Origin of the sequence: Ensifer sp. ENS02 (assembly GCF_014851885.1) — a bacterium.
Classification (GTDB): domain Bacteria; phylum Pseudomonadota; class Alphaproteobacteria; order Rhizobiales; family Rhizobiaceae; genus Ensifer; species Ensifer adhaerens.
On record NZ_JACVAO010000031.1, the window covers coordinates 1 to 21,465 of the forward strand.

The window sequence follows — 21,465 nt, forward strand, 5'->3', positions numbered from 1 at the left end:
AATAGCGAAGGACAAAGGCAATCAAGACCGCGGTGGCGGCAAATCCGTACGCTTTGACGGGTGACGAATTTCTGTGGAGCACGCAATCCGAAATGGTGCGCATGAAGCCGGCCCGACCAGTGAGCATCATCTCTTCCGCATTCCCAATTGAAAGCGAATTGACGCTTATCATCTTGATAACGGTGCTGTCACATGAAAGCTGCACCTCTCACCTGGCCGTGCTTGTTTGAGGGCGACAGAAACCGATTGGGCGATCGGGTCGTCGGGCAGCTTCGCCGACGTTGACTGGCGTGCGCGCGGCCACAAGACGTTGGTATCATTCTCAATACGCTCGGCTGAAATCGCCATCGTGCAGGATGTTCAAGCCTGCATGTGGTTCGAGAATTGCGGCAGGAATGCCTCGACCACTATAGCAACCTCCGCCGGATCGCTATATTTCCCCATTCAATTGTGGACGGCAATCCGAAAGCTTTCCTGGCCGCTTTTGAAGCATCCATGCAATCCGGCACGGATCGTCACGTGCGAAACCTAGCGCTTTCCTCAACGCTGCCGCTCTCAAGCAGGGAGATCAACTCGTCTGGAGGTATCGGTTTCGACATGAGGAAGCCCTGGACGTTGTCGCAGCCAAGAACCTTGAGAGCGTTGAGTTGATCTACGGTTTCGACCCCCTCGGCCGTAGTGCTGAGACCTTGAGCCCGAGCCATGGCGATCATCGCCTCCACCAGCGCGCGGCTTCGGTCATGATGAATGGCTTGCACGAAGGACTTGTCGATCTTAATCCTATCGACCGCCATCTTTTGAATGCGCGCGAACGACGAGTGCCCGGTCCCGAAATCATCGATCGCGAAACGAACCCCTGCAGCCCTGAGCATCGCAATGTTTCGATCCGTCTGCTCTTCGCCTTTGATTGCTGCGGTTTCTGTAATCTCGATTTCGAGGCGAGCAGGCGCGACGCCCCACTTCGAAAGCATTGTCAATACTCTTAAGCAGTAGCCGGACGAATCCAACTCAACCGCTGAGGCGTTTATGGCCACGCCGACCGCTTTGCAACTGGCGCCCAGACGACAAGCGTTCTCAAGTACGATCGCCCCAATTTGATGTATCACCCCGATTTCTTCCGCGAGCGGAATGAAGACGTCGGGTGCGACCAGACCCATTTGCGGATGGCGCCAGCGAGACAAAGCCTCTATGGAACGCACGGTACCTCCATCGGCGCTGAAAACAGGTTGATAGACGGTTTCAATCTGTATCGGAGTTTCGACTGCCGCGCGTAGATCTACCTCTAGCTTTCTCCGGGTTCTAAGAAGTTCGTCCATATGAGCGCCAAACACAGCATAAGTGTTCCGCCCCGCAGATTTCGCGTGATAGAGCGCGATATCCGCTTGCCGCGTCAGCTCAATTGCGTCCATTTGCGCATTTCCAACTGCCGCACCAACACTCGCGCCGATCGATATATTGAGACCCTCGATGTCGAATGGTTCACGCATACAACCGACCAGCTCCTTTGCGATCGATTCAATCGCGTTCCGGTCGCGACCTTCCAGAAGTACAGTGAATTCGTCGCCACCTATCCGTCCGACGAGCGCGTCCGGCAAGAGGTTCCTCATACGCTCGGCTGCGATGCGGATGAGCTTGTCGCCGGTCGGGTGGCCATAGGTGTCGTTGACCGCCTTGAACCGGTCGAGGTCGAGAAACAGCACGCCACAATCTTTACTGGAAAAAGCACCCCTTAGACGTGCTGCAACTTCGCGTTCGAAGTAGCCTCTGTTGGCCAATCCGGTCAGTGTGTCGTGCATCGCGAGATGCTGAAGCTGCGCCCGACTTGACGCAAGCCGCACAGAGCGCCGGCAAAGCAAATGTCCAGCTGCGCATGTGGTGAGGAAGATTGCCACCACCGCCAATCCAATCGTCGGGAGCGTCGCGTTCAGAACATTAAGGCCCGGCGTAAACTGATTCCACCTGAGGTATCCGACGACCTCCCCCGTGTCGGACTTCAAGACGATGTGCGATTGACCTGCTTCGACATGATCCTCGGGCGTGAACCGGATGTTTGCAAATTGGTATTCCGCCGCGATTGATCGCTGAAAGTCCGTGTCCAAAAACCGTACAGCAACGTGCAGGCTTTCCTTGCCCGCCGGCTGGGTGATCTCACCGGTATCGGAGACAATCGGCTTTACGCTGACCACCGCCGGCCGCGAGCCAACGATTTTTAAATCGCTCTCGCCAATGGAAAGAACGCGGCCAGAAATACCTTCGCGATCGCCCGCGCGAAGCCGCGCTCGAAGCCGCTCGACGAGTGGCATGTAGCTGGTGCGCAGATCAGCGTGCAACGACGTGGATTTGGACGGGACGATAAACTCGTAAACCGGTTCATCGTTTGACGTAAGCACGATTGCGGCGTCATGGCCGAAGTAGGTGTTCATCCATTCGCCGAGATTGGCCTGAAGCCAGGAAACATCACCTTCGGCGACCTTGACTACAGCGTCGTCCCAAACAGTTGCGCTCTCTTGATCGTGTGCGATCTTCGCTTGCAACTGAGACACTATCAAGGAGATCAGATCCTGCTGCCGTTCCCTCGCAACTTCATCGGTCTTGGATGCCGCCCAGTGCAGCGTACTCACCAACACTAGACCTATTAAAGCCGATATGCCCGCCGGGATCAGCCATTTAAACAACCACTGTGAATGCCTGGACATGCTTGAACCTGCTATAGAACGACGAGTAGATATCACGGGTCGGTTAAGAGTGGCGAAAGCGAGGTGGTTAATGAGAAACGATCACTCGTCGAACTACGCGCTTCTTTCGGCAAAGCGGCTGAGAGACTCTCCAAGAACGCGCCATCATGCGACCTGAGCATTTCCTGCCTGCATCCTTGCTCCAAGCTGATGCTGCTTATCGTTTGGCACTAACGTAAGAATGTGGCTGTTTCCTTGGTTGGCATTTAATTCGAGATTCCGTGGGCTGAGAATCTCAAATTAAGTGTAACTGCGAAGACCTCCGCGACTGGGCGCCCGCAGTCCATCATCTCCTCTATAGAGTTGCCGAAGCGGGCTTATTCTCACCCGTCATATGGCCCTGTAGCATCTCCGGCCCAGCTCCCGGACTTGCTGGGCTCGGAAAGTAGTTTCCATCTTTAGGACGTGACCGAGATCAGGAATGATGAAGCCGAGCACTCTGCAGCTTGACGGTTCGTAGCGATCGGCGAACGACTTTGGAACGCCGCATCAGCAGTAGGCGGGCAGTCTCACTCGGGGTTAACCAGTTTTGGACACCCGGCTCGGCTCTGGCCGATGGGCCGAGACATAGGCTTGCCCGAGTCGACGCGGCACGCCGACGTTGACGCCCATCAACAGTGCTGTATCCCGGGGATTGAAAGCGCGCCCGGGTTTAGTGAAGCCAGCTGGCGTCGTTGCGCGCATACGGCGAGGCCTTTTGGTGACCCCAGATCGCGACTCTTCCTTAGGGGACTACCATGAAAAAAGTTGCACCAATGATCACGGAAAATGGCTCTCGAACCTCACGGCTGGGCTGGGTCTCTGCCCAATGCGTCACAGATCTTCTGCCACGATTTTGCGCCCATTCCCTTCATCCGCAACGCGTCTGTCGTGGGAACGTGCTTCATGTCGTCTACGGACTCGTACCCTCGCCGCTCGAGTTCAGCGAGAAGCTTTGGATTTCTCAATGCCAAGTCTGAAAGTTTCCTGCCCATACTCTGATATTGAGCAGGTCTGCTCGCGACGCGCAATTACAAGTATCTACAATAATGGAAGGCAGAGGACCCTCCGCCAGCCCTGTGCGTCTACTGGCCGCCTACGATCAATAGTCCCCGGATTCCAGCCGAGTGGCATTATGCCCTTCCTCCGGGCCCCGCTCTCCCCGAGCACGGGGGCCGTTTTCTTTGATCGGCTACGCCTCGGACTTAGGTCCGACGTGGTCGCGCAAAGGTCCGGGTTGCATTGCCGAATCCTAATCGCTCCGCCAATTGCCGGTTAAGCACAAGCGGTATCAGAAGCCCCCTGCCGCCAAAGATCTCACCGAGCGCAGCTCCGCAAGCGTCGAGCCAGGACGGTTCAGCTGACGTTCAGGCTTGAGGAGCCAAGCTAAGGCTAGAAAGGATGCGTCGAATGAAACTGATAATATCCACCCTTGGCGCCGTCGTCCTGACGGCATCTTTCGCGCTACCGCTAAACGCCGCGCCTATTTACCTGCCGAAACCGGAACAAGTGCAGACCGGCGATGTCGAACAGGTAAAGCACCGGAAACATCGTCATGAGCATGCGGATCGCCACTGGAAACGGAAGTACGCCCATCGTCACTGCGGCTACTACGACAGGTGCTACCCCCGCTATTCCCGGTATTACGGCTATCGTGACCATTACCGATACGGCCATCGAGACTACTATCAGCGGCGGCAAGGCGTGACAGTCTATTTTGACTTCTAGCCGGCAACTCTCGCTTCATTACCGCCCTTGGGAGACCCTGGGGCGGGCTTTCGCCGAAGGAACCTCTGGTGTCCCAGCTAACAACCCGCGCCCAGCGTGTTTCCATCCTCCTGGCCCAAGACAAAGCACACTGCGCCTTTTTGGGGCCATCTTTTTTCGGGGAGGACCGGGAACCCATTTGGAGTATCGGCGGTTCTGGCTTTGTGGAGCCCTTTCGCCGATCAGGGTGACACCTTCACAATCCCTCCGGAAGTGAAGCCCGATAAGTGCCCATGGCCTCGTCGCTTCCCGACGGGGCCATTCCTTATGGCCGTTTCATTTCCACGTCCTAAGAGGTCGGAGAGTACACAAGACGGCACATTCAAGTCTGATAGCTTCGTGGTAATACCCGCATAAATGAGGCTTCCCCAAGCCGCGCAATTCGTAGGATCTTCATGAAAGCGCGGAAACAGTCGCCGCCTATGACCGTTCAGAGCCTGAGGCCCGAGTTATCCCTTCTAAACGAGGGCCTCCGTACACTCTGTCCTCGGCCCCGTCATGACCTTTCGGGGCCATCTTTTTGACCGCCCCACCCCGAAATCTGATCTTCCGTCGCACCCAAGCAATAATTCGACCTAGCTGGTATGGCCCGGCCACGGAAGGCGCTCGGCTCTCCAGCTGCAGAGATCACAGAGATGTCGCCCAACCTTCCTCCCCAGGAAATGAACTAGATCTTCCAGGGGATATTGCGGCAGCGCGGCCTGTCGCGCGATTGCGCAGCCGCAGAGATCGCGAGACACCTTATCGCAGGAAAGAGCCAAGGAGATCGTCGCCTACCTTCGGTCCATTGGTCGGTACGTGGACGTCCCATGGCCCACGACCGTCCACTAGCGCAGCATTCGCGACTGTGAAGGCCTGAGCGCCAGTATGACACCATCCACACCGCGATCGGCTATCGCAATCATCGGAACGCGAACTTTTCATCGAGCAGCGCCTGGATGGCGGCCGCATAGTCGGCCCGTCACCGGCCGAGCAGGTTGCGCATATTCGATCAGCATGGCGTCGACGATCTTCTATTTGCCCGCGGGCGCCCGAGATGTCTAACCCCGACCATCGCCTGCGGCTTTTTCCGGTGTTTCATAGGCGCTTCACAAACACGGAATTGAAAAAGCACATTTCTCTCTTTCATCAAGGGAAGCATCGCTGCGACGACAGATTCTTGAAATTCGCTGGGCAGGCTTTAAGTCTTGGTGGCCAGAAGGGAATGCACGAGCGCAAGCTAAAACGAAACCGCAAGCTCCGCATTCTTTGCGGGTGTCTTGCACTCTTCACAGCAAATGAGGCCGTTGCCCAGGAGGTGCTGGTCAGCCCCGGCGTCGTGGCGGTCGTGGAAGGCGGGCCCTGGAAAGAGGAACGCCTGGGCGAGGGGAGCTACCGTGTCGCAGTTGTCAACCAAGTTTTCGTCACGCGTCGTGGCGGAACGGAAACTGGTGCCAAATGAACGCGGCCTGTCCCGGATCGTTCATTCGGTGGAACTCGTCGAAGGTGGGTTCTATAGCTTCGGTGCACCTGAAATCACTTTTTCCGGCGGTGAGACAAGCGTCGATTTGAAAGGCACGGCGACTTACTCACCGGGAACGACGGTGGTTTGCCGCTTTGGGCTAGCCCCCGGAGGGGGCGTCTCGCCAATCAGGGCGTGCGGCGACTAAAAAACCTTCGATCTCGTTTCAAGAACGGAGCCGGCTGCTTGTCGCCGACGTATCTGATGCGTAAATCCACTATATTCCGGTGAACGATCAGCGTCCGCTCGATAGCCATGAATTTCGGGCCGATCAGCGTCCATTTCAGGCCCGGCGCGATCAATGGCCCGGAGAGCGGGCGGTTCGCATCCATGTCTGAGGCGTCAGGCTGAACAGTACACGTGAAGCCCGGTAGCAAGGCCGATCTCCCGCCGATCGTCTTCATCCACGGCGCCAGCGCCAGTCTTCACGATCCGATGCCTCCCTTTCGCGCCAAGATCGAAGCAACAGCCACGCTTTGTTCGTCGACGGCCGGGTTATGGCTGCCATCGCAAGTGTTAACTGTTACGTACTTTCTCTTCCGCGCGTAACAAGCAATGATGTTTGCCGGACGTCGCGAACAGCGCGAGATATGAAGGCTTGTGGGGAGCAATCCCTTGCGGTCCCGACCCTCGCGCCGTTGGCAAATGCGGGCCGGGCGAGATTGGAAGGCGCATGAGCTTGTTAGAACTGGGGCGGGCTCGGCTGGCCATGGTACTGCCACGCCATCGCGAGCAGTTGCGGGGCGCGATGAACGAACGCGTCTGTGAGCTTTTCGAGGCCTACGCATTGGCATCGACGACACTTGAAAAGCTCGAGCGAGAGATGACGAGGAGTGAGCACTTGACACATGAGTATCGTCAGATCTGCCTGGATTTGCAGGCGGAAGTGATAACGATGCTCGCGCTGAGAAAGGATAAGTCGTAACGTCGTCGGGGCAAGCACGCCGTCCCTTTGAAGCGGGGGACAATGCGCCTGGAGTGCATCCCGCGCTCGTTCCCTAAGCAGTGGAATTGCCGGCTGCCACTGCTTGCTCGCCCGCATACTTCGCCGATACGGGCGAGCGTAAGGATCTGGGGGGAGAGGCTGCAATCGCAGCCTCTCGCGGGAAGGTTGGTTTACGGCGAGAGTCGCCCGCCGCCGGACTTTGCTTTGATCATCCACGGCGCAACCGCGGGAGTTTTCACGAGTATACCCTTCTTCTTCGCGAAGGCGCGCAGTGCGTCTCGCGCCACCTGAAGGGGCTTATGTCCGTCGTGGGCGAGGTAGCACGTCTTCAGGGTTGCGTCGTGAATGATGTCACGGTCTCCTTTGGACCACTCCTCAAGGAAATCGATCGCATCGTCCAGGTTTGTGATTTCGAGGATTAGATCCTTCCTTTCACGCAGGTAAAGTGGCCGGTCAAACATCTTCATTTGCATTTCTACCTCACTTAATAGCTGCGGCACCACCAACCTGTGGACCAGCCGGCGGGGCCGATCGGTGGAGTCGTCAGGCCCGCTCCCGTGAGAACGGGCCTGAACCATCGCTTTAGAAGTCCATGCCAGGGCCGGCCGGTAGTGCTGGCGCGGCGTCCTTCTTCGGCTTTTCTGCAATCATCGCCTCGGTAGTTACCAGGAGGCCAGCGACCGAGGCAGCATCCTGGAGCGCTGTGCGCACGACCTTGGCCGGGTCGATCACGCCCTGGGTGTAAAGATCACCGTATTCACCGGTCTGGGCGTTCCAGCCGTAGGAGAAGTCGGTCTCCTCGCGCAGCTTGCCGACGATGATTGAGCCTTCTGCGCCAGCATTCTCAGCGATCTGGCGAACCGGGGCCTCGACCGCACGCCGAACGATCTCGATCCCAACCTTTTGGTCTCGATTGGCCGAAGGCAGATCGTCGAGCGCCTTGACGGCCCTCAGCAACGCGACACCGCCGCCCGGAAGAATACCTTCCTCAACGGCCGCTCGGGTGGCATGCAGCGCATCGTCCACGCGGTCTTTCTTTTCCTTCACCTCTACCTCAGTCGACCCGCCCACTCGAATGACAGCAACACCGCCGGCGAGTTTGGCCAGACGCTCCTGGAGCTTCTCGCGATCGTAGTCGGACGTGGTTTCTTCGATCTGGGCGCGGATCTGTGCGACACGGCCGTCGATATCAGCTTTGGCGCCAACGCCGTCGATGATCGTTGTGTTCTCCTTCTCGATCGCAACTTTCTTTGCCCGACCGAGCATGTCGAGGGTGACGTTCTCGAGCTTGATACCGACGTCGTCGGAGACAACCGTGCCGCCGGTGAGAACGGCGATATCTTCAAGCATGGCTTTGCGGCGATCGCCGAAGCCCGGAGCTTTGACCGCTGCAATCTTCAAGCCGCCGCGCAACTTGTTGACGACCAGCGTCGCTAGCGCTTCGCCCTCCACATCTTCAGCGATGATGAGCAGCGGCTTGCTGGATTGCACCACCGCTTCGAGAACGGGCAGCATGGCCTGAAGGTTGGAAAGCTTCTTTTCGTGGATCAGGATGTAGGGATCGTCAAACTCGGTCCGCATCTTGTCCGCATTGGTTACGAAATACGGGCTGAGATAGCCGCGGTCGAACTGCATGCCCTCAACGACTTCGAGTTCAGTCTCTGCAGTCTTGGCCTCCTCGACGGTGATGACACCTTCATTGCCCACCTTCTGCATCGCCTCAGCCAGGTAGCGGCCGATCTCCTCGTCGCCGTTGGCCGAGATGGTGCCGACCTGGGCGATCTCCGAATTATTGGAGATCTTGCGGGCGTTTGTCTTGAGTTCCCTCACGATCGCGTCAACCGCAAGGTCGATGCCCCGCTTCAGATCCATAGGATTCATGCCCGAAGCAACGGCCTTCGCGCCTTCCTTGACGATCGCTTGCGCAAGCACAGTGGCCGTAGTCGTCCCGTCACCGGCGAGATCGTTGGTTTTGGAGGCGACTTCGCGCAGCATCTGCGCGCCCATATTCTCGAACTTGTCTTCCAGCTCGATTTCCTTGGCGACCGAGACACCGTCCTTGGTGATGCGAGGGGCGCCAAAAGACTTGTCGATAACGACATTGCGCCCCTTTGGGCCGAGCGTCACCTTGACGGCATTGGCAAGAACATCGACCCCACGCAGCATGCGTTCACGGGCATCGGTATGAAACTTGACTTCTTTCGCAGCCATTTCCTTAACTCCTCAATAGGCAGCTATTTGACTGATGGATTTATGGTGTGGTTGGCTCAAGCTGCCTGCTTGCGCTCGACTTGGGCCTCGAGGACACCCAGGACGTCGCTTTCTTTCATGATCAGCAGGTCTTCCCCATTGATCTTGATCTCGGTTCCTGACCACTTGCCGAACAGAATACGGTCGCCTGCCTTGACGTCGAGCGCCTGGACTTGGCCCGCTTCATTGCGTGCGCCAGGTCCGACGGAAACGACTTCTCCCTCCTGGGGTTTCTCCTTTGCCGTATCAGGAATGATGATGCCGCCCCTGGTTTTCTCTTCTGAGTCAACCCGGCGGACGAGAATGCGATCATGCAGCGGTCGGAAAGACATGTTTTCCTCCAATGGACAAACACTATTGACGTTGTTCCCCCATCACCGGACCGGACAGTCCGGACGGGTGCAAAACCTCGAATGAGCGTCTTGCGCAAATCATCTGGTTTCACAATTTTTCGAATTCAAGGGGTGAAATCAAAAAAATCAGCACTCGCATCGTGCGGCTGCTAACATGCTGTAAAGGAACAACAAAGCCTCCTTGCCGTTTAGAATTTCGTTGATGACCGCGAACAATTGCGCCACCTTGGCGCTTGTTGAGGCAACGGAGATGAAACATGCGATATTCATCGGATTTCGAGCGTCAAATAAACGGCTACGGACTGACCACCGCGCATATCCTTTACCGCATTCCCGATTTCGAATCCGTTCTGCAGACCTATATCTGGCAGGATTATGATCTTGCTCCCGAGTTTCCTGAGATGCAGAAATTCCTCGATTTCTGGCAAGCCAATCTTGACGGTCCGCTGCATTCCGTTCGCTATACGCATCACCATCTGATCGGCCCGAATGAATGGCGACGCGTGGATGGCGAGTTCCGACTGAACTGAGCCCTCTGTTGGGGTTTTGAGTCGTTCAAAAACGTCGAAAAGCGCACGCGATTTTTTTTATTATGGGCCCTTGAAACTGCGGTCCATCCTAACCAAATCGCTTTCCGCCAGCCGCTCGTGTAGGGCTGGCCTTGCTGGAAGCGTCGTCTTTCGGCGCTTCCGTACCCATGTTGCTCAAGGAGGATATGGTTATGGCAACAACTTACGACTACGCACCACTGTTCCGTTCGACTGTCGGGTTCGACCGGCTCTTCAATTTGCTCGAAAACGCGCAGCGCGCTCGTTCGATCAGTGATTGGCCTCCCTACGACATTGCCAAGACCGGTGACGATAGCTACCGGATCTCGATTGCGGTGGCCGGCTTTGCTCGCGACGATCTCGATATCACGTTTCAAACCAATCTTTTGACGGTCGTCGGCAAGAAGCCGGAGACCTCTTCCGAAGCCTATCTGCATCGCGGGATCGCCGGCCGACCGTTCGAGCATCGGTTCGAGCTTGCCGACCACGTCCGAGTGATGGGCGCGGATCTGAACAACGGTCTTCTAGAGATCGATCTCGTGCGGGAAATCCCGGAGGAGATGAAGCCACGCAAAATCGCGATCGAAACAGCTGCGGCGGTTGAGCAGTCAAAAGCTCAGATGCAAATCGAAGCATCGAATGCCGCGTAGCTGACGTAAATTGGGCGCCGGTTTCAAGGCGCCCATCGGCATTCCGGGTTGGAAAGGAGAGCACGATGAAACCCGATATGTTCGAGCGGCCTGTTAGCATCCTTGTTGGCCTTGGTTTCCCCGGTGAAATCCGCTCCGTGATGGACGCTTATCGTCTCCTCGTCGATTGGCCAGCCCCGTCGGGGGATGCGGTGCATTCGGTGGCGATCAAGGCCTGTCTGGCTGCATTACGGGGAGAGGTTGAAGCAGAGACTGTGCGCGGCCTTTTCGTCGCCTTCGCCGAAAGGCACCATCTTCTAGCGCCAGCGATGGATGCGAGCATCCCATCTGCGCCGCCGGCTTTTGAGATCGGCACCGTGCCTGGCACGGCCGTTGAAAAGTCTTTGTATGGCATCAAGGCGAAGGGAGATCACCATGCTTAATCCCGAACTACTGCTCATGGCACCCATCTCGGTTCAGATGAAGGACGGCACGCGGCAGGTATTTGCGTCTGTCAACGACGTTCTCGATTTCCTGGAGGGCGAATGGACTATCTATAGAGGCCGCAAGCACAATAGGGCGGTTCAAACATGTCGTCGGGCGCTTAACCGAATGACGCCGGTTGCCATCGCCCGCGAAGCGTTCGTGGAGGCCTGCCGAGACGCTGGAATGTCGGCAGATGCCGAGCGGCCGTTCGGCGCCAAACCCGATGCTGGTGGCCACCATTCCCCAATTTAGAATGTGATAATCCGGGCAACCCGAAGCGCCCGACTCCCCACTTATCGAGGCCGCTCGTGCGCCAGATTGCTTTAGCCGCAGGAGTGGCATGTGAGAGACGAGGGTCATCGACCCGGTCGCCGGCGCGACCGGGTAGGAGACGAGAAATCAACCTCCGAAACCAGTCAGAACCCTCGTACGAGCGCAGTGGCTTGTGGGCACCTCTGCACGATCCCTTACCTCGCCCCTACAGCAGCTGGACGGGGCGACTTCGGTTGCAGAGCAGAGCTGTATCCGTCGCCGCTTGTCAAACCGCGTTGGGGAATAACTGGTTCCAGCCCTCAGCAAGCGACAGATCGTTCGAGCAGAGAGGGCCGGCGAGAGTGGTGGCTGCACCCGTCTCACATCGATTGACGGCTCTGCTTGATCGATAGGTCAGTCCCAAGCAAGGGACCTCTTGAGTTTGAGCCACCCATCTGTCGTGCACGGTTCGACGAGTACCGCTGGTTCCCGAGCCGCGCCGGTTCGAAATGAAACTGGCTGGATCGTCGAGTGGCTCGGAACGTCGACCGACGTCCGCGAGATGCGGGAGTTGTGGGCACATCAGAAGGTCCTCGTTGCTGAACTGCAATACGGTAATCATCCGGACGTGGTGCTTGCGATGGGGAACAAGACGTCACGCCCCAGAGCGGATCTGTATACCTCCCGGGCTCGCTTCCGTGACCAGCTGTGTGGCCGTCCAAAATGTACTCTCTCAATTGATCTGACCGCGTGACATTTGATGAAATGAACCATGCTGAATCTGCCGCGATGGATGGTTCGACGGACCGAGCAACGGAAGCGGCCGGGTGGTAGACAAGCGATTTGTTGTCGAAGCCATCGGCCTTTCAGCGAGGGACGACCGATGAAAGCGTCAGCGAAGACTCTTTGAGAGGATTATCTTGTACAAGCCTCAGCACTTCCTATCTCAGATTCCACCCTCGACATGGAGCCTCGAGATGGACCAGATGGCACGAAAACTCCCTACCGATCGCGTGATCGAAATCATCCCGCCTGCGCCCGTAAAGCGGGACGCGCGGAGCACTTTGACGTGTCAGTGTTGTCAAAAGCAGTTCCCAGCCTCACGTATGGACGTCGACGGTTGTGGCATATGCGAGGAATGTCTCGCCCCGTAAGCATCTGCAAGGCGAGTGGCGCGTTCAAGCTGGCCTGACGTTCGCGGCTCGTACCAGACTGCGTCCAAGCGAAGCGCGGGCCCCCGTTCCGCGGCTCGGATAAGACTGCATAAGAGCCAGTTCGGCCGGCAGAACGTTCCGGCGGTGCAGTAAGGGTCTGAGCGGGCGAGCGGCGCTGTCGCCGAAACACATCAGCTGCTTGGCACTTGAGATGGGCACAGGCATGCGATCAGAGCAAGTGGTGTGAGATAATCGACGGCGCCGGTGCTACTCCGGAGATGCTTTATTGAAAGATTGTGAGGCTTGAGGGAGGTGGTGGCAGATCCTCTCCAGATAACACCGCCCGCAGATACGACAGAGCGTTTTGTAGGCCGTTGGCCGAGTAAGGTTTCTCGATAGCGCCGAGTGCACCCGCGAAGTCCGCCGGAATTCGTTTAAGGTTGCCTGAGACAAAAACGAAGGGGATGCCCCTCGAGGCCAAGTATCGACCGATATCAATACCAGTCGGACCATCGCGCAGGTGGATATCGACGAAAGCGAACTCTGGTTGTTCTCGCTCGACGAGCGCAATCGCTTCGCTCGCGTCGCTTGCCAGGCCGATAACCCTGTAACCGCTGGACTCGACCTCATGTTCAAGTTCCAGGGCCAGGAGCATTTCGTCTTCGACAATAAGGGTTCGCAAATATCGGCCCTTCCTAATCTCCTACCGGCAGCGTTACACGAACTTCCGTGCGGTGACCGGAAACCTCTCGCTCGCTCGTTGCCCTTAGCTGCCTGATCGAGGCGTCAAGCATGGCGCGGCTGAAGGACTCTTGTTCTTTGTCGACCTCGACGGGTGTGACCGTGTCCAGGACTCGTATGAGCAAGTGTCCGTTGAGCCTTCGGATTTCGAGGTGTATTTCGCCCCCGCCATCACTGAGGCCGCGTCGGACTGCATCACCAACGAGTTCGTTAACGATAAGGGCGAGGGCCGAAGCTTTCGACGCCGAGACTGTCACAGAATGAAGGTCCGTAGTTAAGATGATGTCTGGCCTTTTCAGAGAACCCACGATTTCGGTAATCAGGTCTCGACCGAAATCGGCCACATCGAACTGACCAACGCGGTTATCATTGAGAAGCTTCCTTTGCGCGGCACTCAGAGCCTCGACGCGGTCGAGTATTGATTTAAGTGTCTGTGCGACCGTAGCGTTGCTGGTCATCCGCATTTGCAATCTGATGATCGAGGCGATTGTCAGAAGGTTGTTTTTAACCCTGTGATCGACCTCGTGGACAAGGGCAGTTTTCACGCGCAGCGCTTCCATGAGCTCCGCAGTGCGACTTGAGACTTCCTCTTCCGCAAGCTGGCGCGCCTTGGCCAGCTCGGCTTCTTTGCTTTTGGTGCTCGTGAAGTCGAGTTGCGACGCGAAGAAGTAGATCACTGCGCCGCCCTGATCGCGGACGGGGCTGACAAACAGCGCGTTCCAGAAGCTGCCGCCGTCCTTACGGTAATTGAGGATGTCGACCGAGACATCGCGCGCTTCTGAAATGGCATCCCTGATCTTAGCGATCGCCGCTTTGTCCGTGTCCGGCCCTTGGAGAATGCGACAGTTCCGGCCGACCAACTCATTCTGACTGTAGCCCGTCAACTCGGTGAAGGCTCGGTTCGCGAAGATGATGGGATTATCGTCCTGCCTTGGATCGGTAATTAGCATCGGCATGCGTGTGGCCTTGAACGCAGCCGCGAATGGATCTTCAGATGGGTGTGAAGCTAAGAGGCGGTCGCCCGCATCACGGGCGTCACGAAGGTGGTTTTCGTCGGCCATTTTGCTCATCCAGGTCGGCTGTTGCGGGCCACCCAAACAACGGATTGCAGATGATAGGTATCTATCCGCGCGTTTTGTGTTTTCAAGGTTTTCCGAAATGGGGGCGCACACGGCATCTTATGAGGTCACGCAAACAGTCTTAACGAGGTTGCTCCTCAGTCTGTTAGACCGAGCTCGACTTGCGCGATAAAGTGCGTGCCTTCTGTTGACTTGTATTCGAATGAACCGCGCAACTGACTTACGACCCCGCGAATGATACGGCTGCCCATGCCTTTGCGCACAGTCGATGTGTCGAAGCCCACGCCGTTGTCGCAGATGGTAAGCAGGGAGCGGCGCGAAGACACTTTGTGGAACGCTATTTCGAGCTTCCCTGGGCGGCCGTCCGGAAACGCGTATTTAAGACTGTTTGTCACGACCTCGTTCACCAGGAGCGCGACGGCCGTGGCCTGTTCGGGTGTCAGGTCAAACTCACCGATATCGTACCGTACGGATACGTTGTCAGAATAGGCGCTGACGAGTTTGTCCACGATCGACGGGATAAGATCACGGGCGGACAGGGCGTTGAACTGGTCGCGATCATATATTTGCTCATGGACCGCGATCATGGCGCCGATCCGGTCAAAGAGCGACTTCTGTGCCTCGGGCGGCAGTAGCTGCATGCGGATGACGCCCTGCACAGCCTGAAAGTTGTTTTTGACCCGATGATGGATTTCGCGCAGCAGAAGGCGATTGTCCTCAAGTGCGGCCTCAAGTTGGGCGGATTTCTTCACATCGCGCTTAACGAGGTGCCTGACCCATCCTCCTGCGGCAAGCGATGAAGCGGCAGCAAGTGCCATAACGGCGATCGCGATGAAGACGTCATTGCGGAAGGGGACCAGCCCGACACGGTAGTCAGCCGACGCGAGCGCAACGATGTCCGTTCCCTCAACAACCCGATAGGCGACCATACGGTGCTCGCCGTCCGCTGGAGATATTGCCTCGTAAGTCCCGTTGGGCGAGGAGGGAAGATAGTCTGTAAACAATACGTACTTGCTCATGTTCAACGGACCGCCGGGGGCGGGGTAGCGTGCGACGAGTTCTCCGTCCTTGCGGATCATGCTGATAGTCGAATTCGTGCCGAGAGAGACGGCCTCCCAAACATCCTTCAGCAGGTCGCTCCCTTGGAACGACACCATTGCAGCGCCGACGAACACGCCGTTCCGTTCCAGGCGCCGGCTAAACACGAATATCTGCTGATTGTTGAGTCTGCTGACCAGGAGACCGGAAACGAAAGTTTTCGCTCCCTTTTCGACGGCGGCGAAGTATTCGCGGTCCCTTATGTCGATGGGCTTTATATCGGGATCGGTGGACAGAAGTGTCCGGCCATTCCGGTCGACGACGTAGGCCTGAACTTGACCCGGAAGATTAGAAACCGCCTCGTTGATGTTCTTGACGTCATCCGTGGCAATGCCCAGCGTCGGTCCAAGAGCGTCATCAATTCGTTGAAGTGTTTGTGCCGAGAGCGCGTTTATCCATGAGGCGTTCGTGGATACGATTTTCGAGGCGGCAATTGCGCGCTCTTCGGTCCGCCGTATCGCGGCATGGTAGCTCTCGTATAACCACAGGCTCAGTAGCACGACAAGCGCCGCAAACATTGCCGCAATGACAAACGTCGCGGCTCTGGACACCGTAACCGTCAGACTTCTCGCCATGCCCCAGTCCCTAAAAGCTGAGTACATATTAGAAGGCTTCTAATCCAATGCAAGAAACTCCACCCCTCGATCGGACGCCTTTCAGTCCTGGTCACCAAGCACCTGGGCATCATGGAAGCTCCGGCCGATAGATCCTCAAGAGTAGGGTAGGCTGGCAAGCGACCAAGCAGTACGTGCCTCTCTTTCACTCTCGCCATCCCCTCGTACGGCCGGAGGGTGCATATTCGGTAACTCAGCACGATCTCTGGTTGAGTTGCTCCACTCCTCTTTCATAGATAACTGCCATGGCCTTGGCCAGGTCACGCGCCAAATCATCTCGGGCGATCGTGGCGGCTGCTGGGTCGCCTGCACGCAGAATATAGGAAGGATGCCATGTCACGAGGACGGGGCCGCCGTGAAGACCGGTTTCAATCTCCCCCCGCCGCTCCGCCATTGGACGGTTGTCGCCTGTGAGGGCGAAGGCCGCGGAGGCGCCAAGCGCCACCGTCAACTTCGGTTTGACAAGGGTCAGTTCCAGTCCCAGCCACCAGCGACAATGAGCAATTTCGCCGCGGTCCGGATTGCGGTGCAGACGCCGCTTGCCACGTGGGCTGAACTTGAAATGCTTGACGGCGTTCGTCAGCCACAGCGTCCTTGCGTCTATACCGGCGTCTGAAAGCAATGCCCGAAGCAACTGCCCGGCCGGCCCCGTAAACGGGCGGCCCTCGATATCTTCCCGGTCGCCAGGCTGTTCGCCGACGATCATGAGCTGCGCGTCAGCGGCACCTTCACCCCAGACGGTCTGCGTCGCGGATTCGCAAAGGTCGCAACGCCGACATTGTGCCGCGGCCTTCGATGCCTCCTCCAGGGTGTCAATTTGCTCGGGCGGCTGCGGCATTGAGGCCCGATAGCGCTCGGACACCGGGGCTGCGCCCGTTCGCGGCGCGGAGATGCCCGCCTCGTGCATCTTTTGCACCCGTGCTTCCGCTGCGGCGAGCATCTCGGGGATCAGGCGCGTTTCCGGCAGGTTGTGCCAGTATTTCTTCGGCATCTCCGACTGCATGGCGTCGAGCTTGATGCGGGCCGGATTGAAGATGTTGACGAAATAGGCTGCCCAAAGTTTCTCGGCCGCATCCTCCGGCAGGTCTGGTTTCGTGCCACCCTGATCAAAGGTCAACGCGCCGTCAACAAAAAGGGCGGTCAAGCGCGGCGTCGCAATCATCCAATCCATGTCGCCGAACCGGCGGGCAAAGAAAGCGCTTCCCGGCTCCAGCGTATTGTGCGTCGGCTCAAACCAGGCGGCAAAGCGTCGACGCGGACCCTCTGCTGAGATTTCGCGGAAGCGAACGAATGCATGCATCTTGTGAATGTCCCGTGCGACGGATTTCCGCATAAGCGACAGTTTGCGACCGAGCGGATCGGCGGGCGAGAGCGGCTCGCCCTCGCGCCTGTCGAGGCGCCAAAGCGCGCGATAAAGGAGCGCCAAGCGTTCTGGTGCTGAATGCCAGATCACGGACTGCGCCAAAGTCATGAAGGCTTGAGGAACGCGTGCTGCGTGCTCGCCTGTAGTCTCCGGGAGAAAGGCCCTGTCGAATAGGCCGCCCGCGCTATTCCAGTCAATTTGGTCGGGGGCGATCCGGTGGCTGATAGCGCGCCTGGCGGCATTTCGCCAGGCATCAAAAGTTCCCTTGTCCGGAAGTGAGACCCCGTAAGTCATAGAAGCTGAAGTTGCTTTGGCGGGGGCGCCAGGCGCGCGCGCAGATCGCCGCTGTCCGTCAAACCGCCGGGGCTCCAGCCGGGCAGGGCAACGAAGGGGCGGGCCTTTCGTGTCAGCGCTCCCATTCGAGCGAGATCCTCGACACGGAGGCGGCGGTTGCGTCGCGCGGTGATGATGCGGTCGACCACGCGCGTCCCAAATCCCGGCACGCGCAGAAGCGTATCGCGGGAGGCGAGGTTGACGTCGACCGGAAAGAATTGCCGGTTCTGCAGCGCCCATGCCGTCTTCGGCGAGCTCCAGATCCAGAAAGCCTCCTTGCGTGCCGGTCGCGATCTCGTCGGTCGTAAAGCCATAAAATCGCAGAAGCCAGTCGGCCTGATAGAGCCGGTGCTCGCGAACAAGCGGTGGCTGAACCAGGGGAAGCGCAGAGGAAGCGTCCGGGATCGGTGAGAACGCCGAATAGTAAACGCGCCGCAGCTTGTAACCGCTATAAAGCCGGGTTGCGCAGGACAGGATGGCGGTATCGTCGGCGCCATCAGCGCCGACAATCATCTGCGTGCTCTGGCCGGCAGGGGCAAAGCGTTGCGGCTTGCGGCCGGTGTGGGTCTTGTCTTGCGCGGCTTCACCTTCCAGCCGAACCTGTGCCATGGCGGCACGAATGGTTTCCGGCCGCTTCTCCGGCGCGAACTTCCTTACGCTCGAATCCCTTGGAAGTTCGACATTTATTGACAACCGGTCGGCCCAAAGGCCGGCCTCACGAATGAGCTCAGCCTGTGCGTCGGGGATGGTCTTGAGGTGAATGTAGCCTTTAAATTCGTGGACTTCTCTCAGCGTTCGGGCAATGCGGACCATGTCGGCCATGGTCTGGTCAGGGCGAGCGGATGATACCGGAGGAGAGAAACAAGCCTTCAATGTAGTTGCGTCGGTAAAACTCGAGCGTCAATGATACCACTTCTTCGACGCTAAACCGCGCGCGCTCGACATTGGAACTGACGCGATTGATGCAATAGGCACAGTCGAAGATGCAGAAGTTCGTCATCAGGATCTTTAATAGCGATATGCATCGCCCATCTGGCGTGTAGGCATGGCAAATACCGCTCCCACCGGAAGATCCTATTCCTCCTTTGCGTGAATCTCGCTTCTCGCCACCGCTCGAGGCGCATGAGGCGTCGTACTTGGCTGCGTCCGATAGGATCGCCAGCTTCTTTCCAAGTGCCATAGGTGTCATGACGCGACTTTAGATGTTCACGTTATGTTCGTCAAGGTTTCGCGGGGAGCCGCAGGCGAATGTCGAAAGATGAACGGTCGCTGTGTTCCGCTTCCAGTATCGGAGCTTTCAATCAAGAACGCTTTCCCTGGTCGCTTCAGAATTTTCAGTCGCCGCTGATCCATCCCGCATTCCATGCGTATTTCATTGGGTTGATAAATGAAGAAGGATGTGATGCTCAAAAAACCTGCCAGTCACCCCAATATTAAACACGGCGGCATTGGAGTGCTGCTGGTCAATCTCGGCACGCCCGATGGCACCGACTACACCTCGATGCGCCGCTACCTGAAGGAGTTTCTGACCGACCGCCGGGTGATCGAGTGGTCGCGACTGTTCTGGTACCCGATCCTGTTCGGCATCGTGCTCAACACCCGCCCCGGCAAGGTCGGCAAGGCCTATGAGACGATCTGGAACAAGGACTTGAACGAAAGCTACCTCCGGACCTACACCCGCAACCAGTCCGAACTGATGGCGAAGTCCTTCGCCGACCAGCCTAACGTCATCGTCGACTGGGGCATGCGCTACGGCCAGCCGTCGATCGCCTCGCGCATGGACGCACTGCACAAGGCCGGCTGTGAACGCATTCTCGTCTTCCCGCTCTATCCGCAATATGCCGCCGCCACCACCGCCACCGTTAATGACAAGGCCTTCGAGGCGCTTCTGAAGATGCGCTGGCAGCCGGCACTGCGCACCGTTCCGCCCTACCACGACGATCCCGTCTACATCGACGCTCTGGCAACCTCGATCGAGCGTCACCTGGCGACGCTCGACTGGGAGCCGGAGGTGGTTCTGACCTCCTTCCACGGCATTCCGAAGAGCTATTTCGACAAGGGCGATCCCTACCACTGCCAGTGCCAGAAGACCGCGCGGCTTTTGCGCGAAAAGCTCGGCTGGTCGAAGGAGAAGCTGCAGGTCACCTTCCAGTCGCGCTTCGGGCCTGAGGAATGGCTGCAGCCCGATACCGACAAGACGGTCGAAAAACTTGCGCAGGACGGTGTCAAGCGCATTGCCGTCCTCAACCCGGGCTTCGTCTCCGACTGTCTGGAAACGTTGGAAGAGATTGCCGAGCAGGCGGCCGAAAGCTTCCATCACAATGGCGGCGAGAAGTTCACCCACATCCCCTGTCTGAACGACAGCGCCGAAGGCATGGCCGTGCTCGAACACGTCGTGCGCCGGGAGCTTGCCGGCTGGCTACAGGGAACCGGCAAGAATAACGGCTAAGGCACCCCAAATTCATTCGGATTGCCTTTGCAGACGTCCAAGCAGCAAGGTGATGTCTTCCTGGATGTCCAGGCATATTTCGCGATACCGTCTAAGGTCTTGCTCAGGAGACTGTTTCCTCAAAAGTTCGTCGACCCTCATCGCGGCAAGCGCGTAGGTCTCGAAAAGAAGATCGAATTGCTCGCCGTCCAGAGCGCCTAGCTGTTCACGATGACGAGGCAACGCAAGGGCGACGCGGGCTCGCCCGATCTTAGCCAAAGATGTCTTCATGGAGCTAGCGGCCGAGCACATTTGAGCTGTTCAGAGCGTTGCATGCGTCAAAGCGAGAACACCTATTGCCTTCGCGCCAACGCCATCAATTGAGGAACCAGATTGCGAAATTCAGTACGGCCGCAAAGGAGACCCACGCTGCCAGCGGCAAGAGGCAAAGTGCCGCTTTCTTGTCGAGGCGCCAGGCCTGCGCGATCGTTGCGAGGATAAACCCGATTTGCACGATGATGTTCACCAGACCGGCGACCGGACTTTGCATGGCGAAGAACATCCAGGACCACAACGCATTGAGGGCGAGCTGAACGTAAAATAGCGCCAGTGCCGTCAGCCTGCCCGGCGTCCTGGCAGGGAGGATCAAGAGCCGCCAGGCAGCGTAAGCCATGAGGATGTAAAGCGTTGTCCAGACCGGAGCAAACACCCAGTTCGCAGGATTAAAACTCGGCTTCTCTAGCGCTGAATACCAGCGTTCGAGGTTTGGATAGGTCGCCAATTGTCCTAGCATGGATGTCGCGGCGACCGGTACAATCGCAAGTGCCAGCGCACGGACCCATCTTCTTTTGTCAGTGGAAGTTCGTTGCAACATTCTTCTACCCCCTAATGCGGTGGCCAACGCTGACCAGACCTGTCTCATTCGGTGAGGACTGCCAGATCCGCTGGCGGCGCTGGCGAGCGGTTGCCTCGAAGCGCGAGCCGACGGCTGACTTTTCTTCCTTTACGTATGACCTTGCTGATTGGATCAGCGAATTGAAGTTGGGATCTTACGCGGCCCGGCGAGCCCAATCCCGTTCTCACGCATTCACTGAAGCAGCGGTCCAACATTGGGTCGGTTTTCCGCAGCGTCGGTCATATCGGACGCGACGGTGATCCAGTTTGGTAAAGACGGCGTATTGATGGTGCTGGACAACGTCTGGCGAACAT

General features: G+C 57.7%; 18 protein-coding genes and 2 pseudogenes. 8 read left to right on the forward strand and 12 right to left on the reverse strand.

Annotated features, from left to right (window positions below):
• Positions 1 to 515: 515 nt before the first annotated feature.
• Positions 516 to 2,696, reverse strand: coding sequence for an EAL domain-containing protein (locus tag IB262_RS34135; RefSeq protein ID WP_110819901.1), 2,181 nt, complete (start codon positions 2,694 to 2,696; stop codon positions 516 to 518).
• 1,428 nt (positions 2,697 to 4,124) lie between these two features.
• Between IB262_RS34135 and IB262_RS34140 the strand changes: the two genes are divergently transcribed.
• Positions 4,125 to 4,442 carry a hypothetical protein gene (locus IB262_RS34140; protein WP_089046285.1) on the forward strand — a complete coding sequence of 106 codons (318 nt, stop codon included), beginning with the start codon at positions 4,125 to 4,127 and terminating at the stop codon, positions 4,440 to 4,442.
• Between the two features lie 1,075 nt (positions 4,443 to 5,517).
• Complete coding sequence (locus IB262_RS34145) at positions 5,518 to 5,922, forward strand: hypothetical protein (RefSeq protein WP_192494492.1); 405 nt, start codon at positions 5,518 to 5,520, stop codon at positions 5,920 to 5,922.
• Between the two features lie 188 nt (positions 5,923 to 6,110).
• Here IB262_RS34145 and IB262_RS34150 read toward each other — a convergent pair whose 3' ends face one another.
• Positions 6,111 to 6,386 carry a hypothetical protein gene (locus IB262_RS34150; RefSeq protein WP_146243060.1) on the reverse strand — a complete coding sequence of 92 codons (276 nt, stop codon included), beginning with the start codon at positions 6,384 to 6,386 and terminating at the stop codon, positions 6,111 to 6,113.
• A gap of 269 nt (positions 6,387 to 6,655) precedes the next feature.
• Between IB262_RS34150 and IB262_RS34155 the strand changes: the two genes are divergently transcribed.
• The gene (locus tag IB262_RS34155; RefSeq protein WP_110819905.1) at positions 6,656 to 6,907 is read left to right on the forward strand and encodes a hypothetical protein; all 252 of its coding nucleotides are present in this window, start codon (positions 6,656 to 6,658) and stop codon (positions 6,905 to 6,907) included.
• A gap of 191 nt (positions 6,908 to 7,098) precedes the next feature.
• Here the strand turns inward: IB262_RS34155 and IB262_RS34160 are convergent, their stop codons facing one another.
• The 3 genes from IB262_RS34160 to IB262_RS34170 form a co-directional block, all read right to left on the reverse strand.
• Positions 7,099 to 7,401 carry a DUF982 domain-containing protein gene (locus tag IB262_RS34160; RefSeq protein WP_034800001.1) on the reverse strand — a complete coding sequence of 101 codons (303 nt, stop codon included), beginning with the start codon at positions 7,399 to 7,401 and terminating at the stop codon, positions 7,099 to 7,101.
• Positions 7,402 to 7,510: 109 nt separating this feature from the next.
• Positions 7,511 to 9,139: a chaperonin GroEL gene (gene groL, locus IB262_RS34165; protein WP_192494493.1), complete on the reverse strand. Its 1,629-nt coding sequence runs from the start codon at positions 9,137 to 9,139 to the stop codon at positions 7,511 to 7,513.
• A 56-nt stretch (positions 9,140 to 9,195) separates the two neighbouring features.
• Complete coding sequence (locus IB262_RS34170; protein WP_034799999.1) at positions 9,196 to 9,510, reverse strand: co-chaperone GroES; 315 nt, start codon at positions 9,508 to 9,510, stop codon at positions 9,196 to 9,198.
• 278 nt (positions 9,511 to 9,788) lie between these two features.
• On the opposite strand from IB262_RS34170, the gene IB262_RS34175 reads away from it, so the two are divergent.
• The 4 genes and pseudogenes from IB262_RS34175 (at position 9,789) to IB262_RS34190 (ending at position 11,446) form a co-directional block, all read left to right on the forward strand.
• Positions 9,789 to 10,061: an usg protein gene (locus tag IB262_RS34175; RefSeq protein WP_034799997.1), complete on the forward strand. Its 273-nt coding sequence runs from the start codon at positions 9,789 to 9,791 to the stop codon at positions 10,059 to 10,061.
• A 191-nt stretch (positions 10,062 to 10,252) separates the two neighbouring features.
• The gene (locus IB262_RS34180) at positions 10,253 to 10,729 is read left to right on the forward strand and encodes an Hsp20 family protein (protein WP_192494504.1); all 477 of its coding nucleotides are present in this window, start codon (positions 10,253 to 10,255) and stop codon (positions 10,727 to 10,729) included.
• Positions 10,730 to 10,794: 65 nt separating this feature from the next.
• A pseudogene (locus tag IB262_RS34185) lies at positions 10,795 to 11,034 on the forward strand (DUF982 domain-containing protein); the annotation flags it as partial.
• A 109-nt stretch (positions 11,035 to 11,143) separates the two neighbouring features.
• On the forward strand, positions 11,144 to 11,446 hold the full coding sequence (locus IB262_RS34190) for a DUF982 domain-containing protein (protein WP_060609042.1): 303 nt from the start codon (positions 11,144 to 11,146) through the stop codon (positions 11,444 to 11,446).
• Positions 11,447 to 12,883: 1,437 nt separating this feature from the next.
• Here IB262_RS34190 and IB262_RS34195 read toward each other — a convergent pair.
• The 5 genes and pseudogenes from IB262_RS34195 to IB262_RS34215 form a co-directional block, all read right to left on the reverse strand.
• Entirely contained in the window at positions 12,884 to 13,282 is a 399-nt protein-coding gene (locus tag IB262_RS34195; RefSeq protein WP_060583902.1) for a response regulator, read from the reverse strand.
• A 13-nt stretch (positions 13,283 to 13,295) separates the two neighbouring features.
• The gene (locus tag IB262_RS34200) at positions 13,296 to 14,402 is read right to left on the reverse strand and encodes a PAS domain-containing protein (RefSeq protein WP_113293077.1); all 1,107 of its coding nucleotides are present in this window, start codon (positions 14,400 to 14,402) and stop codon (positions 13,296 to 13,298) included.
• Positions 14,403 to 14,557: 155 nt separating this feature from the next.
• On the reverse strand, positions 14,558 to 16,093 hold the full coding sequence (locus tag IB262_RS34205) for a cache domain-containing protein (RefSeq protein WP_162727192.1): 1,536 nt from the start codon (positions 16,091 to 16,093) through the stop codon (positions 14,558 to 14,560).
• Positions 16,094 to 16,325: 232 nt separating this feature from the next.
• Entirely contained in the window at positions 16,326 to 17,789 is a 1,464-nt protein-coding gene (locus tag IB262_RS34210; protein ID WP_192494494.1) for a UdgX family uracil-DNA binding protein, read from the reverse strand.
• Positions 17,786 to 19,008, reverse strand: a pseudogene (locus tag IB262_RS34215) (putative DNA modification/repair radical SAM protein). Before IB262_RS34215 ends, IB262_RS34210 begins: the two are co-directional and overlap by 4 nt.
• A gap of 222 nt (positions 19,009 to 19,230) precedes the next feature.
• On the opposite strand from IB262_RS34215, the gene hemH reads away from it, so the two are divergent.
• On the forward strand, positions 19,231 to 20,277 hold the full coding sequence (gene hemH, locus IB262_RS34220; protein ID WP_192494495.1) for a ferrochelatase: 1,047 nt from the start codon (positions 19,231 to 19,233) through the stop codon (positions 20,275 to 20,277).
• A 12-nt stretch (positions 20,278 to 20,289) separates the two neighbouring features.
• Here hemH and IB262_RS34225 read toward each other — a convergent pair whose 3' ends face one another.
• Both IB262_RS34225 and IB262_RS34230 read right to left on the reverse strand, forming a co-directional pair.
• The gene (locus tag IB262_RS34225) at positions 20,290 to 20,547 is read right to left on the reverse strand and encodes a hypothetical protein (protein WP_192494496.1); all 258 of its coding nucleotides are present in this window, start codon (positions 20,545 to 20,547) and stop codon (positions 20,290 to 20,292) included.
• Positions 20,548 to 20,632: 85 nt separating this feature from the next.
• Complete coding sequence (locus IB262_RS34230) at positions 20,633 to 21,130, reverse strand: TspO/MBR family protein (RefSeq protein ID WP_192445837.1); 498 nt, start codon at positions 21,128 to 21,130, stop codon at positions 20,633 to 20,635.
• Positions 21,131 to 21,465 lie beyond the last annotated feature (335 nt).

Coding starts and splice junctions, on each gene's coding strand:
- IB262_RS34135 (WP_110819901.1), bottom strand. CDS start 2,696: ATGTCCAGGCATTCACAGTGGTTGTTTAAATGGCTGATCCCGGCGGGC.
- IB262_RS34140 (WP_089046285.1), top strand. CDS start 4,125: ATGAAACTGATAATATCCACCCTTGGCGCCGTCGTCCTGACGGCATCT.
- IB262_RS34145 (WP_192494492.1), top strand. CDS start 5,518: ATGTCTAACCCCGACCATCGCCTGCGGCTTTTTCCGGTGTTTCATAGG.
- IB262_RS34150 (WP_146243060.1), bottom strand. CDS start 6,386: ATGAAGACGATCGGCGGGAGATCGGCCTTGCTACCGGGCTTCACGTGT.
- IB262_RS34155 (WP_110819905.1), top strand. CDS start 6,656: ATGAGCTTGTTAGAACTGGGGCGGGCTCGGCTGGCCATGGTACTGCCA.
- IB262_RS34160 (WP_034800001.1), bottom strand. CDS start 7,401: ATGCAAATGAAGATGTTTGACCGGCCACTTTACCTGCGTGAAAGGAAG.
- groL (WP_192494493.1), bottom strand. CDS start 9,139: ATGGCTGCGAAAGAAGTCAAGTTTCATACCGATGCCCGTGAACGCATG.
- IB262_RS34170 (WP_034799999.1), bottom strand. CDS start 9,510: ATGTCTTTCCGACCGCTGCATGATCGCATTCTCGTCCGCCGGGTTGAC.
- IB262_RS34175 (WP_034799997.1), top strand. CDS start 9,789: ATGCGATATTCATCGGATTTCGAGCGTCAAATAAACGGCTACGGACTG.
- IB262_RS34180 (WP_192494504.1), top strand. CDS start 10,253: ATGGCAACAACTTACGACTACGCACCACTGTTCCGTTCGACTGTCGGG.
- IB262_RS34190 (WP_060609042.1), top strand. CDS start 11,144: ATGCTTAATCCCGAACTACTGCTCATGGCACCCATCTCGGTTCAGATG.
- IB262_RS34200 (WP_113293077.1), bottom strand. CDS start 14,402: ATGGCCGACGAAAACCACCTTCGTGACGCCCGTGATGCGGGCGACCGC.
- IB262_RS34205 (WP_162727192.1), bottom strand. CDS start 16,093: ATGGCGAGAAGTCTGACGGTTACGGTGTCCAGAGCCGCGACGTTTGTC.
- IB262_RS34210 (WP_192494494.1), bottom strand. CDS start 17,789: ATGACTTACGGGGTCTCACTTCCGGACAAGGGAACTTTTGATGCCTGG.
- hemH (WP_192494495.1), top strand. CDS start 19,231: ATGCTCAAAAAACCTGCCAGTCACCCCAATATTAAACACGGCGGCATT.
- IB262_RS34225 (WP_192494496.1), bottom strand. CDS start 20,547: ATGAAGACATCTTTGGCTAAGATCGGGCGAGCCCGCGTCGCCCTTGCG.
- IB262_RS34230 (WP_192445837.1), bottom strand. CDS start 21,130: ATGTTGCAACGAACTTCCACTGACAAAAGAAGATGGGTCCGTGCGCTG.